This window comes from Streptomyces sp. NPDC059679, assembly GCF_042734105.1.
Lineage (GTDB): Bacteria > Actinomycetota > Actinomycetes > Streptomycetales > Streptomycetaceae > Streptomyces.
The window spans coordinates 288,990-303,345 of the sequence record NZ_JBHWES010000004.1 but is presented as its reverse complement, the minus strand read 5'-3'; the positions used below and the strand labels follow the sequence as shown (position 1 = coordinate 303,345).

Annotated in this window: 13 protein-coding genes and 3 pseudogenes; 12 read left to right on the top strand and 4 right to left on the bottom strand. The window is 68.7% G+C overall.

All coding sequences use genetic code 11. The features are described 5' to 3' along the window. Positions 1-21: 21 nt before the first annotated feature. The 5 genes and pseudogenes from ACFV2X_RS07940 to ACFV2X_RS07920 all read left to right on the top strand — a co-directional run. Positions 22-250: pseudogene (locus ACFV2X_RS07940) on the top strand (hypothetical protein); the annotation flags it as partial. Between the two features lie 90 nt (positions 251-340). Beyond that, positions 341-895, top strand: a complete 555-nt coding sequence (locus ACFV2X_RS07935; protein ID WP_385612854.1) for a hypothetical protein — start codon at positions 341-343, stop codon at positions 893-895. A gap of 33 nt (positions 896-928) precedes the next feature. Then, positions 929-1,429, top strand: a complete 501-nt coding sequence (locus ACFV2X_RS07930; protein ID WP_385612852.1) for a TetR/AcrR family transcriptional regulator — start codon at positions 929-931, stop codon at positions 1,427-1,429. A 14-nt stretch (positions 1,430-1,443) separates the two neighbouring features. Then, positions 1,444-1,794, top strand: a complete 351-nt coding sequence (locus ACFV2X_RS07925; protein ID WP_385612850.1) for a hypothetical protein — start codon at positions 1,444-1,446, stop codon at positions 1,792-1,794. A 14-nt stretch (positions 1,795-1,808) separates the two neighbouring features. Then, a complete protein-coding gene (locus ACFV2X_RS07920; RefSeq protein ID WP_385612847.1) occupies positions 1,809-2,837 on the top strand; it encodes an alpha/beta hydrolase in 1,029 nt (342 codons plus the stop codon). A gap of 355 nt (positions 2,838-3,192) precedes the next feature. On the opposite strand, the gene ACFV2X_RS07915 is transcribed toward ACFV2X_RS07920, so the two are convergent. From ACFV2X_RS07915 to ACFV2X_RS07900, 4 genes are read right to left on the bottom strand one after another with little or no spacing between them, the layout of a single operon-like run. Further along, positions 3,193-3,648, bottom strand: a complete 456-nt coding sequence (locus ACFV2X_RS07915) for a MaoC family dehydratase (RefSeq protein ID WP_385612845.1) — start codon at positions 3,646-3,648, stop codon at positions 3,193-3,195. Beyond that, entirely contained in the window at positions 3,645-5,171 is a 1,527-nt protein-coding gene (locus ACFV2X_RS07910) for a long-chain fatty acid--CoA ligase (RefSeq protein WP_385612842.1), read from the bottom strand. Before ACFV2X_RS07910 ends, ACFV2X_RS07915 begins: the two co-directional genes overlap by 4 nt. Positions 5,172-5,182: 11 nt before the next feature. Continuing rightward, the gene (locus ACFV2X_RS07905) at positions 5,183-6,058 is read right to left on the bottom strand and encodes an amidohydrolase family protein (protein ID WP_385612839.1); all 876 of its coding nucleotides are present in this window, start codon (positions 6,056-6,058) and stop codon (positions 5,183-5,185) included. Further along, complete coding sequence (locus ACFV2X_RS07900; RefSeq protein WP_385612836.1) at positions 6,058-6,975, bottom strand: SDR family NAD(P)-dependent oxidoreductase; 918 nt, start codon at positions 6,973-6,975, stop codon at positions 6,058-6,060. The genes ACFV2X_RS07905 and ACFV2X_RS07900 overlap by 1 nt, the downstream gene beginning before the upstream one ends. Positions 6,976-7,105: 130 nt before the next feature. On the opposite strand from ACFV2X_RS07900, the gene ACFV2X_RS07895 reads away from it, so the two are divergent. The 7 genes and pseudogenes from ACFV2X_RS07895 to ACFV2X_RS07865 form a co-directional block, all read left to right on the top strand. After that, positions 7,106-7,648: a MarR family winged helix-turn-helix transcriptional regulator gene (locus ACFV2X_RS07895; RefSeq protein ID WP_385612833.1), complete on the top strand. Its 543-nt coding sequence runs from the start codon at positions 7,106-7,108 to the stop codon at positions 7,646-7,648. Positions 7,649-7,745: 97 nt separating this feature from the next. Further along, positions 7,746-8,570, top strand: a complete 825-nt coding sequence (locus ACFV2X_RS07890) for a PaaX family transcriptional regulator C-terminal domain-containing protein (RefSeq protein WP_385612830.1) — start codon at positions 7,746-7,748, stop codon at positions 8,568-8,570. Between the two features lie 167 nt (positions 8,571-8,737). After that, positions 8,738-10,129: an alpha/beta hydrolase gene (locus ACFV2X_RS07885; protein WP_385612827.1), complete on the top strand. Its 1,392-nt coding sequence runs from the start codon at positions 8,738-8,740 to the stop codon at positions 10,127-10,129. Positions 10,130-10,144: 15 nt separating this feature from the next. Beyond that, positions 10,145-11,749, top strand: a complete 1,605-nt coding sequence (locus ACFV2X_RS07880) for an MFS transporter (RefSeq protein WP_385612825.1) — start codon at positions 10,145-10,147, stop codon at positions 11,747-11,749. Between the two features lie 73 nt (positions 11,750-11,822). Beyond that, positions 11,823-12,056 (top strand): hypothetical protein, encoded by a 234-nt coding sequence (locus ACFV2X_RS07875; RefSeq protein WP_385612823.1) that lies wholly within the window; start codon positions 11,823-11,825, stop codon positions 12,054-12,056. A gap of 440 nt (positions 12,057-12,496) precedes the next feature. Further along, positions 12,497-12,844, top strand: a pseudogene (locus tag ACFV2X_RS07870) (xylosidase); the annotation flags it as partial. 529 nt (positions 12,845-13,373) lie between these two features. Next, a pseudogene (locus ACFV2X_RS07865) lies at positions 13,374-14,276 on the top strand (non-reducing end alpha-L-arabinofuranosidase family hydrolase); the annotation flags it as partial. Between the last annotated feature and the right edge of the window lie 80 nt (positions 14,277-14,356).

Below are 14,356 nucleotides of genomic sequence, written 5' to 3'. Positions count from 1 at the left end.
CGGTGAGCGGGAGAAGCTTCCGGTACAGCTTTTGGACCGTGTCCCGTGGACCGGGGTAAGCCCGGCTCCAAGATGCACGTCCTGCCAGAGGCGGACGGACTGCCCCTACGGGTCGGACTCTCCGCGGCCAACACCCACGACGCCCTCGCACTGAAGCCGATGCTCGCCCGGTTCCCTCAACTACCTGGCCTTCCTCGGACTCGCCGCCGCTCTTTGCTGTTACGAACGACTCGTCCGCCTCACCACGTAGGACACGGTCCAAAGACACCCTTCACGCCCAACTGCGCGCCCGAACCCTCGCACTCGGGGCCTGGCACATGACCACCCGGGGCTCTACAAGGTGCTGCACGACAGCACCCTCAATCAGCGCCCGGACATGGACTTCAAGGAAGAGCTCGGACGTACGATCACAGCCGCGGTCCAAAGGTGCATCGACGACGGCCTGGCTCGCCCGGACGACGCCTCCACGGTGGTCCTCGACCCACGCGCCGCCGAGCACGGCGCGGTATCCATGCGGGTCAACCAGCCCGACCAGCACTGGCCACCGCTGGAGGGCCAGGTCGATCGCTTCCTTCGCAAGCTGGTGGGCGCGTCACCGGCCCCAGCTCCCGAAAACAACTGGCGCCGCGGGTGCCGGTCTCGCACAGTGCCATCAGCATCAGTCGGGGGTATCCGGCTTCACCGAGCCGGCTGGCGGGGCGGCCGAGCCAGGACCAGTTCCGTTCATGGCTGGGGACGAGCAGGCTGCTGCACCCGTCGAAGGCGACCGTCCGCCGGCGTCGGTAACTCCCCTGCGCGGCGGCCTTTCCGTAGAGGCGGGTGTCGAGACTGTCCCGCAACTTCTGGAAGACCGGGCCTCGAAGGGGATCGGCGATTGAGGAACGATTGTTCTTGACTGACCGTTCCTCAACTGTCTACCGTAGTGGCCATGGGCAGGCCAAGAGCATTCGACGAGGACGAAGCAGTGCGTGCCGCCGTGGACTTGTTCGGCGGACGTGCGTATGACGGTGTGTCCGTTGACGACCTCGTCACCCACCTCGGCGTGCACCGCAACAGCCTGTACAAGACGTTCGGCAGCAAGCGCGGCCTCTACCTGATCGCTCTGCGCCGCCACCTCGCCGACGACGTCCGCCCGTTGCTCGACGCCCTGGCCGGGGAATCGGACGCCGCGGCCGCGCTGCGACTCATCACCTCGGCCGACCTTGGTCTGCTTCTACTCGCAGCGATCGAACGCGCACCGGTCGACGAGGAGGTCGCCTCCGAGGTGACGGCCGCACTGTCAGCCATCGACCAGTCGATCGCCGACGCGCTCGGCGTTCCCGCCGACATGGCCACTGCCCTCACCGCCGCTGCGCTGGGCATCCTCCTGCGTGGCAACCCCGACAACGCCGTCAACGCGCTGACCCAACACCTCATTCCTCTCACCTGAAAAGGGAACCCCACATGGCACTGATACGTATCGACGGCGACGACCTCGTCGTCGTGATCGAGGGTCTCGACAAGCTCTGGTCCTTCAAAGGCAGTCTGACCATCCCGCTGGCCAACGTCCGTGGCGCGACCGCCGACCCCGGTATCGCCACCGAACCCAAGGGAATCCGCGCGCCGGGCTCCCGCGTACCCGGTGTGATCACCGCGGGCACATTCCATCAGGATGGTGAAAAGGTCTTCTGGGACGTCAGGGATCCGTCGAAGGCTGTCGTGGTCGAACTCGCCGACGAGAGGTACGCACGCCTGGTTCTCCAGGTCGACGACCCTCGCGCGACTGTTGCTCTGGTCGAGAAGGCCCTTGTCTGAAAAGAGGTAGGCCAATGTTTCGACACTTGGCAGCGGCTGTGATGGCCCTGGCCGTCGTCACCGCCACCCCGGCCGCGGCGACGCCCGGTCTCGTGCCTGCCGCCGACCGCGAGGTCGTCTTCACGGCCGACGGTACGACCGTGTACGGCACCCTGCACGTTCCCGAGCATCGTGCCGGGCAACGGCTGCGGGCGGCACTTCTGCTGCCCGGCAGCGGACTCACCGACCGCGACGGCAACCAACCGCCCGGGTCCGCACCGGACACCCTGGCACAGTTGGCCGACGCGCTCGACAGGGACAAAATCGCCACGCTGCGGTTCGACAAGTACGGCACCGGCCGCACCGGGCTCGGCGCCTACCGGGACCACCCGGAAGAACTCGACTACCCGGCATTCGTCCGCCAGGCACGGACCGCCTACGAGTGGTTGCGCGATCAGCCGGAGACCAACCCGCACGCGCTGCTGATCCTCGGGCACAGCGAGGGCGCGATGACGGGACTGCTGCTGGGCGGCACCGTCCGCCCGCGCCCGGCCGGCCTGGCGCTTCTGCAACCGCAGGCGATCCGCATGCTGGACCTGGTGGCGCTCCAACTCAAGGCCCAGATCGCCGAAGCAACCAGGCAGGGCCAGTTCACACCGGAGCAGCAACGCACCGTCAACGCGGCCATCGACGCCGCCGTCACCTCCCTGCGCGAACACCGACCGGTCGACACCACCGACCTGCCCCCCGCGATCGCCCAGCTCTTCGAGGCGTTCCAAGGCCCCAACGCCCGGTTCGTGCTAAGCGATGACGCCGTCTACCCACCAGATGTCGCCGCCGCACTCCGGCCGGGAAGCAAGGTGCTGCTGACATGCGGCACGAGCGACGCCCAGGTCCCCTGTGTCACAACGAACGCCCTGACGACCGCCCTGCGTCACGCGCATGCGGGTGGACCGGGCCGAGTGACGCTGCCGGGAGTGGACCATCTGCTGCACGACGCCGACCACCCGAACACGCTCGCGCCGCCCGTACTCGACGCCCTGCGCCGGTTCGCTCGACACTGATGCCGACCGAGGACGTCCCCCGACTTCCAGTGCTCCGACTGCACAGGCTCGCCGGATCGAGTCAGGCTGCGCCGGCGAGGGGGCGGCCGCCCCAGGCTGCCGCTCTTTCCGTATATGGACATCACCGTCACCCCGCTCGCCCGGCATCCGTTCGCGCTCCACGGCTGAGGCGGCGCCGCCACGGTGTCCCTGGCCAGGGGCACCACAGCAGAGAAAAGCCCAAGCGTTCTCGACTCGGTGCCGATCGAGCTCCACTGCCAAGCGGTCGGTCCGAGGCGAGGGAAGGACGACCACAAGGTGAGCGCGGTGGCCCACCCCGGACGCCCGAGCTGCGGCACCCACCGATTGCCGCAGGTCAGATGTAGAAGCGGGACAGACTCTGCACGACGGCCGCGGGCTTCGTGCCGCCGTCCACCTCGATCCTGCCGTCGACGGTGATCTGGACGCCGCCGGGTACGTCCTCGACCGAGGTGAGCCGGGCGACGAGCCGAATGCGGGATCCGACCTTCACCGGCGCGGGGAAACGCACCTTGTTCAGCCCGTAGTTGACCTTGGTGGTCACACCCTGTACGTCCAGCAGTTGGGTGAAGAGGGGGATGAACAGGGACAAGGTGAGGTAGCCGTGCGCGATCGGCGAGCCGAAGGGGCCCTGAGCCGCTCGCTCCGGGTCGGTGTGGATCCACTGGTGATCGCCGGTGGCGTCGGCGAAGGTGTCGATGCGATCCTGCGTGACCTCGATCCACTCGCTGGTGCCGAGGTCGCTGTCGGCGAGCTTCTTCAGTTCGTCCAAACCGTTGACGGTGATGCTCATGAGCCGGCTTCCTGTTCAGGGGCTGGGGTGCCGTAGCGCTGACGCACGCGGGACTTGAGGATTTTTCCGGAGGCGGTGCGCGGGAGTTTGTCCCCGACCACCACCGACTTGGGGATCTTGTACTTGGCGAGCCGCCCGGACAGTGACGTCAGCACCTCGTCCGGGTCGAGTTCGGTGTCCGCTGCCGGGACGACGACCGCCCGGGGTACCTCGCCCCATTCGTCGTCCGGGACACCGATGACCGCGCACTCGGCGATGCCCGGGTGGGCGAGGAGGAGATCCTCGATCTCGGCGGGATAGATGTTCTCGCCGCCAGAGATGATCATGTCCTTGATCCGGTCGACGATGTACACATAACCGTCTTCGTCGACCCGGGCCGCGTCCCCGCTGCGGAACCAGCCGTCCGTGACGGCGGCCTCCGTCTCCTCGGGCAGCCCCCAGTAGCCGGACATGACGTGTGGTCCGTGTACCACCACTTCGCCGGTCTCGCCGACGTCGACCGGGGTGAGGTCGGGCCGTACGACCCGTACGTCGCTGAAGAAGTGCGGTACGCCCGCCGAGCCCGCTTTGTCGGCGGCGTGTTCGGCGTCCAGGAAGAGGGCGCCGGGCGCGGCCTCGGTCATGCCGTAGCCCTGGAGGAAGGTGAGCCCGCGCTTCTGGTAGGTGGCGATGAGCGGGGTCGGCACCGGTGATCCGCCGCAGGTGAGGATGCGGAGCGAGGACAGGTCGGCGTTCGTCCAGCGGGGGTGCCGGGCCACTTGGTCGAACATCGTCGGCACTCCGAACATGAAGGTGATGCCGTGCCGTTCGATCAGGCCGAGGGTCGCGCCCGGGTCGAAGGCCTCCGTCAGGACGCAGGTACCGCCCTTGAGCAGTACTGGCAAAGTCAGCATGTTCAGGCTGGCGGTGTGGAACAACGGGGCGGAGACCAGGGCCCGTTCGTCGGCGATCAGGTCGTGGTCGACCAGGACGTTGACGGCGTTCCAGGTGACGTTGGAGTGGGTGAGCATCGCGCCCTTGGGATGGCCGGTCGTCCCCGAGGTGTACATGATGAGGCAGGTGTCGTCGGGGGTGACCGGTTCGTCGATCGGCTCAGCCGAGGCGGCTGCCAGGGCTTGTTCGTATGCGTCGCCGATCTCGACGTAGGTCCGTACGTCGGTGCCGGCCGGCAGTCCGGCGACGAGTCCGGCGTGTGCGGGGCCGTGGACGAGGGCCTTGGCGCCGGAGTCGGCGAGTTGGTAGGCGATCTCGGGTCCGGCGAGGCGGGTATTGAGGGGGACGAAGACGGCGCCGAGGATGCCGGCGGCGAACAGGGTCTCGAGATAGGCGGGGTGGTTGGGGCTGAGGTGGGCGATGCGGTCGCCGCGTTCGATGCCTCGGGCGCGCAGGGCGTGGGCGAGGCGGGTGGCGCGTGTGTGCAGGGTGCGGTAGTCGGTCGACTGCTCGCCGTGGATCAGGGCTGTGCGGTGTGGGGTCTTGCGGGCCCGGCGTGCGGGCCACGACCCCAGTCCCTCGTTGCGCATCTGACCACCTTTTACGGTTGTGCCAGCCCGAGCAGGCGGGCTGCGTTTTCCTTGAGGATCTTCGGCTTGACCGTGTCTTTGATGGAGAGCTTCTCGAAGTCGGTCAGCCATCGGTCCGGGGTGAGCACCGGGAAGTCCGAACCGAACAGGACCTTGTCCTTCAGCAGCGTGTTGGCGTACTGCACGAGCTGTGGCGGGAAGTACTTCGGCGACCAGCCGGACAGGTCGATGTACACGCCTGGCTTGTGGGTCGCCACCGCCAGGGCCTCGTCCTGCCAGGGGAATGACGGGTGCGCCAAGACGATCTTCAGCTTCGGGAAGTCGGCGGCCACGTCGTCCACATGGAGCGGGTTGGAGTATTTCAGGCGGATGCCGCCTCCGCCGGGAACACCGGCGCCGATGCCGGTCTGGCCGGTGTGGAAGAGCGCGACGGTGCCGGTCTCCTCGATCACCTCGTACAGGCCGTACGCCACCGAGCGGTCGTTGGGGAAGAAGCCCTGGATGCTGGGATGGAACTTGAAGCCCTTTACCCCGTACTGCTCGACCAGCCGCCGGGCCTGCTTCACGCCCGCCTTCCCCCGGAAGGGATCGATGGAGGCGAAAGGGATGAGGACGTCCGCGTTGGCGGCGGCGGCCTCGGCGACCTCCTCGTTCGGGATGGGCTCGGTGCCGGTCGCGGACTCGGCGTCCACCGTGAAGATGACAGCGGCCATCCGGCGCCGGCGGTAATAGGCGGCCGTCTCCTCCAACGTGGGCTTCCGGTTGCCCTCGATCCCGAAGTAGGCGGATGAGGCGTCGTGCAGGTCGTCGTCCAGGGAGGAATGGCCCTTGGAAGACACCTCTGCGTGGGTGTGGACGTCAATGGCGACCAGATTCTGAAGGTCCATCACGCCTCCGGGATCCGCGGCGCAGGGATGCCCACCGTCTGCGGTTCAGCGCCGACCGATGTGGGCCAGGCGTCGGCGAGGGCGTCGGAGGTCCAGCCGCCGTCGGCGTAGGCGGTCCGGATCTCCTGCGGATGCGACCAGAGCGCCACCTTGTCGCCGCCGATGCCGATGCACTGGCCGGTGATGCCGCGGGCGGCGTCGGAGGCCAGGAAGGGGACGAGGGCGGCGCAGTCCTCCGGGGTGCCGAATCCCTCCCTCTTGCGCAGGAAGTCCGGCAGCGGTTCGCCCTTCCTCAGGGCCTCGACATACGGGGCGAAGGCGGGAATGGTCTCGGTCATCGCGGTGGCGGCGACCGGCACGATCGTGTTGACGGTGATGTTCGCGCGGGACAGTTCCATGGACCAGGTGCGGGCCATGGCGGCGATTCCGGCCTTGGCGGCGGCGTAGTTGGTCTGGCCGAAGTTGCCGCGCTGCCCGGCTGGGGAGCCGACGAGGACGAGTGTGCCGCCTTCGCCCTGCTCGCGCATGCGTACGACGGCGGCGCGGGCGCAGGTGAAGGTGGCTCGGAGATGGGTGGTGATGACCGCGTCGAAGTCCTCGTCGGTCATCTTCCACAGCACCTTGTCGCGCAGGATGCCTGCGTTGCTGACCAGGACGTCGAGCCGGCCGAACTCCTCGACGGCACGGCTCACGAGACGGTCGGCGGCCTCGGCGGCGCCGACCGGGACCACCTCGGCCACGGCGCTGCCGCCGGCCTCGGTGATGGACTTGACGGCCTGTTCGGCCACGGCTTCGTCGACGTCGTTGACGACCACGGACGCGCCGTGGGCGGCGAGGGCGTGTGCGTAGGCGAGGCCGAGGCCCCGTCCGCTGCCGGTGACGACCGCGGCCTTGCCGGTCAGATCGATGGTGGGCACGAGCGGGTCCCTTCGCATGGGGTGCGCCTGTGCGGCGCCGGGATGCGGCTCGAGGTCGAAGTTAAGAGCAATAATTGTCGCCGTCAATAGTTGTTGGTCACCTCCGGGTGCGTCATGCTGGACTCCACACATGAGACCAACCCCGCTGGGGAGCCGAGATCGGCGCCCCGGAACCGAGACCAGGGAGCCCGCCATCGCCCGCGAGCACATCGACAACCCGCCCCCCATCGACGCGGACGAACCGTGGATGCGGGCGTTGCACGCGGACACGGGCTATCTGCTGTACCGCCTGGGTCTGCGCTCCGGTCAGTTGTTCAACGCGTTCCTCCAGGAGTCGGGGCTGCGGCTGCGGCACTACGCCGTGCTGCGCTTCCTTGCCACCTGTGACGGCGCGTTGCAGCGAGAGCTCAGCGCCCGGCTCGGTTACGACCCGAGCGCGATCGTCGGCCTGGTGGACGACCTGGAGAAGCTGGGCTTCGCCGAGCGCCGCCCCGCACCCGACGACCGCCGCAGCCGCATCGTCATCCTCACCGAGGGCGGCCGCGTGTTCCTCCGTGACACCGGTCAGGCAGGTCAGCGTGTGACTGACGAACTGCTCACCCCGCTCGCCCCCGCCGAGCGGGAGACGCTGCACGCGCTCCTGGCGCGCGTTGCCGGGAACAGGCTCGACTGATGCCTCCCCCGCCGGGTGTCCGGCGGTAACCGCGGCCCGGCCCGCACCCGACCGGGTGCCGCTTGCCGCATGTGCCTGGGTGGCGGCCTCGTAATGTATGCGTGTGACCGATCCAGCCCTGCGCCCCCAGTCCCTCCTGCTCAGTTTCCTCGGTGACGAAGTACTGGGCCGCGGGGTATGCGTGTACACGGGGAGCGTCATCGAGGTGTTCCGGCGCGCGGGAGTCGGAGAGCAGGCCACCCGGTCCACCCTCACCCGCATGGTCGGCCGCGGTCTGCTGAGTCGTCGGCGCGAGGGCCGACGGACCTACGTCGGCCTCACCGATCGCTCGGAGGCGATCCTCCGTGATGGCGAGCGGCGCATCTGGAAGACGGGCGCGGTCAACCGGGAATGGGACGGCACCTGGACCCTGCTCGGCTTTTCGCTCCCGGAGTCGTGGCAACGCCGGCGGCACGATCTGCGCTCCCAGCTGACCTGGGCGGGCTTCGGCACGCTGTTCAGCGGACTGTGGATCGCGCCAGGCGAGATCGACGTCTCCGGGATCGTGGCCGAACTGGGCCTGGCCGCGCACGTGAAGGTCTTCCGCGCCCGCGGGGACGCCAGCATGAACATCGCCGAAATGATCAATGATACCTGGGATCTGGGCGGCCTGTGCGCACGCTACCGGGACTTCGACGCGTTCTGGCGGCCGTACGCCTCGGGTGGCGTGGACCTGGCGGGAGAGGACGCCCTCGCGCTGCGCCTCCGGTTGACCACCGAGTGGCTCCAGGTCATCCGCAGTGACCCCCGGTTGCCTGTGCGGCACCTGCCGGCGGACTGGCCCGCCGCCGGGGCGGAGGAGACGTTCCGCGCGGTCCACGCCCTGTTGGAGATGCCCGTCCGGGACGCGGTGAGTCGGCTGATCGAGACCGTTCCGGCGTAGCCGTTTTTCGCGGATGTCACACCACGGTGCGGCTCCCGTCTCGAGCGAAATTGTGCACAGTCTTGACGGTGGTAAGAAAACAGCCCTACATTCCCCACGCCTTCGTTCAGTGCACTGAGCATTTCCCGGGTTCCCCGCTCCGCAGCCGCCCACAAGGAGCCACCTCCATGTCTTCCCGCACACGTCTGCGTATCGCCCTGGCCGCCCTGGCCACACTGGCGTCCGCCGCCATTGCCCCCTTCCCCTCGCCGACTGCCCAGGCGGACCCGGCGGCCACCACCCACCTCACCGGCACCCTCTCCGACGGCGCCACCTGGATCGCGGACGTCCCCGACGACTGGAACGGCACCCTGCTGCTGTTCAGTCACGGCTTCGGCCCTACCGTCGCCACGGACGCCCCCTCTGACGCCGTACGCACCGAGTTGCTCACCGAGGGCTATGCGATGGCCGGGTCGTCGTACGACCCCCGTGGCTCGATGTGGGCCATGAACAGCGCCGAACGCGACCAGTTCGCCACGCTCGACGCCGTCACCGCGAAGATCGGCACACCGCGGCGCACCCTGGCCGTTGGCCAGTCCATGGGTGGGCTCGTCAACGCGCAGATCGCCCGCGACGGTGCCGGCCGCGTCGACGGCGCGCTCGGCCTGTGCGGTCTGGTCGCGGGCGGCACCGACCTGGACAACTACCAGCTCGACGCCGAGTACACCATCGCCCGGCTGCTCCTGCCGGGGCAGGACGTCCGCCTGGTCCGTTTCGGCTCCGCCGACGACGCGGCCGCTACCGCGAAGAAGCTCACCGACGCCGTCACCGCCGCGCAGACCACCCCGCAGGGCCGCGCCCGGGTCGCGCTGGCCGCGGCTTTCCTCAACCTGCCCGCCTGGGCGCCCGGGAAGGACCGGCCCGCCCCGACCGACTGGGCAGGCCAGGAGGAGCAGCAGTACACGTGGTTCGCGCAGGGCATCCTGTCGTTCGTCGAGGGCGGCCGGTACGCCATCGAGCAGTCCGTCGGCGGCAACAACTCCTGGAACCAGGGCGTCGACTACACCCGACTGCTCGCCGGTTCCGTCCATGCCCCGCGGGTCCGCGCGCTGTACCGGACGGCCGGACTGGACCTGCGCGTCGACCTGATGTCCCTGGCCCAAGGCGCCTCGATCGCCGCCGACCCCGCCGCGGTCCGAACCGCGCAGCGCACCTCGTCCGCTGGTCAGGGCCTCGGCGTGCCGCTGCTGGACGTGCACACGATCGCCGACAACCTCGTACCCGTCGAGCAGGAACGGCAGTTCGGCGACCGAGTGCGCAGGGCCCGGAACGGCGCGATGCTGCGTCAGGCCTACGTCGAACGGCAGGGCCACTGCACGTTCACCACGGCCGAGACGGTGGCCGCCCTGCACGCGCTCGAACACCGCGTGACCACCGGCCACTGGGGTGACGCCGCGACCGCGGCCGCGCTCCAGCGGTCCGCCACCGCGCTCGGTCTGGACGGGGCGGCGTACGTCCCGTACCGCCCGGCACATCTGACGGTAGGCCGCGACCGCCCGGAGAACACCGCCCGCCACTGACGTTGGGACCCTCTCATGTCCGACGCACCCGCCTCTTCTCCCTCCGCATCCTCTGCCCCCCGTCTTGCGCTCGGCACGCTCGTCGCCGGCTGTCTCGCCGTCTGCCTCGCCCAGATCGGCCTCGCGATACCGGCCACCCTCAACGGCCTGTTCCAGGAACACCTCCACCCTGTCGGCGCCCAACTCACCTGGATCTCGGACGCGTTCCTGCTGCCCGTGGCCGTCCTCGAACTCTCCTTCGGCGTGCTGGGCGACCTCTTCGGCCGCAAACAGCTCCTCGTCGGCGGCGCCGGACTGCTGTGCGCGGGCGAGGTCGTCGCCGCGAGCGCCTCCGGCATCCATCAACTGTGGGCGGGGCAGGCGCTGGCCGGTCTCGGCGCCGCCGCGCTCTTCCCCACCTCGCTCGCCATGATCGCGGCCGGCACACACACCGGTGCCCAGCGCGCCCGCGTCATCGCCCTCTGGGCCTCCAGCCTGTCCGCGGGCGGCTTCCTCGCGCCGCTGCTCGGCGGTATCACCGGCACCTACGGCTCGTGGCGCTCGGCGTTCGTCGTGGTGGCCGCGCTCGCCGCGGTCAGCGCTGCGGTGAGCCTGTGGCTCGCCGTGAACTCCCGTGCCTCACAGGGCCGTTCGCTGGACATCGCCGGCCAGATCATTATCGGCGTCGGTCTGTTCGCCCTGCTGTACGCCGTCATCCAGGGGCCGACCGACGGCTGGGGATCGACTCCCGTGGTCGTGGCATTCGTGATCGCCGTGGTGTTCCTTGGCCTGTTCGTGGCCGCCGAGAGCCGGGCCCGCTCGCCCCTCCTGCGCCTCGACCTGTTCCGTAACCGTTCCTTCGCGGTCGCGTCGGTCGTCGCGGTGGTGGGCATGTTCAGTTTCCTGGGCACCGCCTACGCGGCGAGCATCCGGCTCGGCCCCATCCAGCACCAGAGCCCCATGCGCACCGCCTTCGCGTTCCTGCTGCTCAACGGCATTACCCCGGTGCTCACCCCGCTGACCTCGCGGCTGCTGCACCGGCTGCCCGCACGGGCGCTGCTCACCTCCGGTCTGGCGCTGATCGCCGTGGGCGACTTCCTGGCCGCCGGGCTCGATGTCGGCGACCGGCACCTGACCTCGCTGATTCTGCCACTCGGCCTGGTCGGCATCGGCTTCGCCTTCACGGTGTCGTCCATCACCGCGACCGCCGTCAACACGGTGCCACTGCCGCTCGCGGGCATGGCCAGCGCGTCCACCAACCTGCTGCGCGACTTCGGCTTCACCCTCGGACCCGCGGTCATCGGCGCGGTCGCCCTGAGCCAGGCGGCGTCCCGGGTGACCTCGTCACTGGCCACCTCCTCGTCTCTGAGCGCGGAGTCGAAGGCGGCGGCGCACGACGTGCTGACGGAAGGCGGTCCCCTCGCTCTGAACTCTGTCCCCGCCACCTCCCCGCCGGGCGCGGCCCGCGCGTACGCCCTCGATGCCCTCGGCCACGGCTACGCGATCGGATTCGTGGTGTGCGGCTCGGCCGCCCTGTTCTCGGCTCTGCTGGTGGTGGCGGCACTGCGGGGGCGCACGACACAGAAGAGCGCGCCGCAAGCGGAGGGCGGTACGCAACAGACCATACTCACCACGGGATGAGACCTGTTCCCCGAGTCCCGAGACCGCTCGGCGGCCGGGACTCGACGGTGTCTTCCCCGCGTTGGAGCGGGCCTTGGGCATACGCATCGAGACCCTGCGCTTCTGCGTGAACCACCGACTACGCGAGAGCGCCTACCCGAGCGGCGAGGCCGACGACCGCCGGTCCCGGTACAGGACTCCGACCAGGGCGGATGACATTCTCGGCAAGCACACAGCCTGGAACAGGCAGGTCCTGGACGCCATCCTCGCGCAGTGCAACAAGCGGGGGCTGCTGCGGGCCGGCAGTCGAGTACCAGCAGCGGCATGACCTGCACGGATAATTTATCGGCACCCGCACACCCCCCGCGCCGATCACACCATACGAATCAACGACCCGCGCAGTGCGGGACTGGGGAGGCGACCGGCCATGTCAACACTATCCACGAGGCCGGCTTCGCTCTGGCACCAAAGGGCTGTCCATCCGCCCAGCCCGGCCATTCGGTTGGCTTGACCTGCGGCGTTCATCCATAAAGTCCTGCGAAATATTTCGGCGTTGCTCGCGAATCTTGCGAGAGGTATTGACGCCGCTCACCGGTCTCCTACCATCCAGAGTGCTCGACACTTCGACCCTTGTTCGATATCGCGAACATGCAGAGCCGCTCCACCCGCACAGCAGGGCACCTCCGTCACGCCCACCGAAACGGCCGAGCCGCAAGGAGCATGCCGCTCATGCAGATGTCATGGCTTCATCAACTCTCCCATCGTCGTGCGCTGGGGGCCGCCACCGGCCGCATCCAGGGCCTCGCCTCCACCGTCACGGTCCAGCTCGACCACTCCGCGATGCGGGAGGTGACCGGGCCGGACTCGCGCCGCTGCGTGACTCCTCCGCGTGGATCGGTGTCAAACGCCGGGGCGGAGCCATGCGGGTGGTGATGGTCAGCGGGCTGACCGTGGCCAGCGACTGGAACACCACCGGCACTGGCCACGAGCTCACGAGCGCGGACCGTTCCGGGCAGCTGCATCTGGCTGAGCGTCAGCGCGGACATCCGCCCCGGCGCGGCACGGCGGGACGCGACCGTCCTGATGGCGCCCGGGACCGCGACGGGCTCACCCGACGCTGTCCAAGCCTCCATCGATGCCCTCTTCAGGTGGGGCACGGCATGCCGTTGAGCCGTTCTACTCCTCAGCTCCGTCTCGCTCAAGGAATGTCATGAACGATGCAATCCATGCGGTCCCGCGCGGGCCCCGGTCTCGATCAGCCCTCGAACGGCTCGCGGAGTACGTGAGGGTCACCGCGTGGCGGGCTTGCACCACGACGATCAGCGTCCGACACGGGCCGGTGCGTTTCGCAGCGGCCCGAAGGCGCAGGGCGCCACCGGTGTGTCAGAAGGTCCTGCAGCACCGGGAAGCCGCAAGGAGTCGGTCCGGTGCCCACCGACCGCTACGAACCGCAACCACATCGACAGTCCGGACAGCCTCTGACGGGGCCAACCGGAACCGCTTACTCAAAAATCAAGAGGTCCTCATGCGCAGAGGAAATGTCAGCCGCAAACGTCTGCCTGCGGTGCTCGCAGCCGCGGTTGCGGCCCTGGCCTCGTTGGCGGCGACGCTCGTCGCCAACCCGGCTCAGGCAGCTACCAGCGCCTGTTCTCTTCCCTCGACGTACCGGTGGACGTCGACGGGCGTGTTGGCGCAGCCGGCGAACGGGTGGGTCTCGCTGAAGGACTTCACCAACGTGGTGTACAACGGCAAGCACCTGGTCTACGCGTCGAACGTGTCGGGATCGTCTTACGGCTCGATGAGGTTCAGTCCCTTCACGAACTGGTCGGACATGGGGTCGGCCGGCCAGACCGGGATGAGCCAGGCCGCGGTGGCGCCCACGCTGTTCTACTTCGCGCCTAAGAACATCTGGGTGTTGGCGTACCAGTGGGGTGCGTGGCCCTTCATCTACCGGACGTCGAGCGACCCCACCAACCCCAACGGCTGGTCCTCGCCGCAGCCGCTGTTCACCGGTAGCATCTCCGGCTCCGGCACCGGCCCGATCGACCAGACCCTGATCGGTGACGGCCAGAACATGTACCTGTTCTTCGCTGGTGACAACGGCAAGATCTACCGAGCGAGCATGCCGATCGGGAACTTCCCGGGCAACTTCGGCTCGTCGTACACGACGATCATGAGCGACTCGACGAACAACCTGTTCGAGGGCGTGCAGGTCTACAAGCTTCAGGACCAGAACCAGTACCTCATGATCGTTGAGGCGATGGGTGCGAATGGGCGCTACTTCCGCTCGTTCACGGCCTCCAGCCTGAGCGGTTCGTGGACCCCGCAGGCCAGCAGCGAAAGCAACCCCTTCGCGGGCAAGGCCAACAGCGGTGCCACCTGGACCAACGACATCAGCCACGGTGACCTGGTCCGCAACAACTCCGACCAGACCATGACCGTCGACCCCTGCAACCTGCAGTTCCTCTACCAGGGCAAGTCCCCCTCCGCGGGCGGTCCCTACGACCAACTGCCCTGGCGGCCGGGTGTCCTTACCCTGCAGCGCTAACCTGCCTGATCCGCTGTGACCGCGATGTGTGCGGTCTCCCGGCGCGTAGACGAGCGGTTTACGGCGTGGGCAACTTCCAC

Coding starts and splice junctions, on each gene's coding strand:
- ACFV2X_RS07895 (WP_385612833.1), top strand. CDS start 7,106: ATGAGACCAACCCCGCTGGGGAGCCGAGATCGGCGCCCCGGAACCGAG.
- ACFV2X_RS07905 (WP_385612839.1), bottom strand. CDS start 6,058: ATGGACCTTCAGAATCTGGTCGCCATTGACGTCCACACCCACGCAGAG.
- ACFV2X_RS07920 (WP_385612847.1), top strand. CDS start 1,809: ATGTTTCGACACTTGGCAGCGGCTGTGATGGCCCTGGCCGTCGTCACC.
- ACFV2X_RS07890 (WP_385612830.1), top strand. CDS start 7,746: ATGCGTGTGACCGATCCAGCCCTGCGCCCCCAGTCCCTCCTGCTCAGT.
- ACFV2X_RS07880 (WP_385612825.1), top strand. CDS start 10,145: ATGTCCGACGCACCCGCCTCTTCTCCCTCCGCATCCTCTGCCCCCCGT.
- ACFV2X_RS07930 (WP_385612852.1), top strand. CDS start 929: ATGGGCAGGCCAAGAGCATTCGACGAGGACGAAGCAGTGCGTGCCGCC.
- ACFV2X_RS07885 (WP_385612827.1), top strand. CDS start 8,738: ATGTCTTCCCGCACACGTCTGCGTATCGCCCTGGCCGCCCTGGCCACA.
- ACFV2X_RS07910 (WP_385612842.1), bottom strand. CDS start 5,171: ATGCGCAACGAGGGACTGGGGTCGTGGCCCGCACGCCGGGCCCGCAAG.
- ACFV2X_RS07915 (WP_385612845.1), bottom strand. CDS start 3,648: ATGAGCATCACCGTCAACGGTTTGGACGAACTGAAGAAGCTCGCCGAC.
- ACFV2X_RS07925 (WP_385612850.1), top strand. CDS start 1,444: ATGGCACTGATACGTATCGACGGCGACGACCTCGTCGTCGTGATCGAG.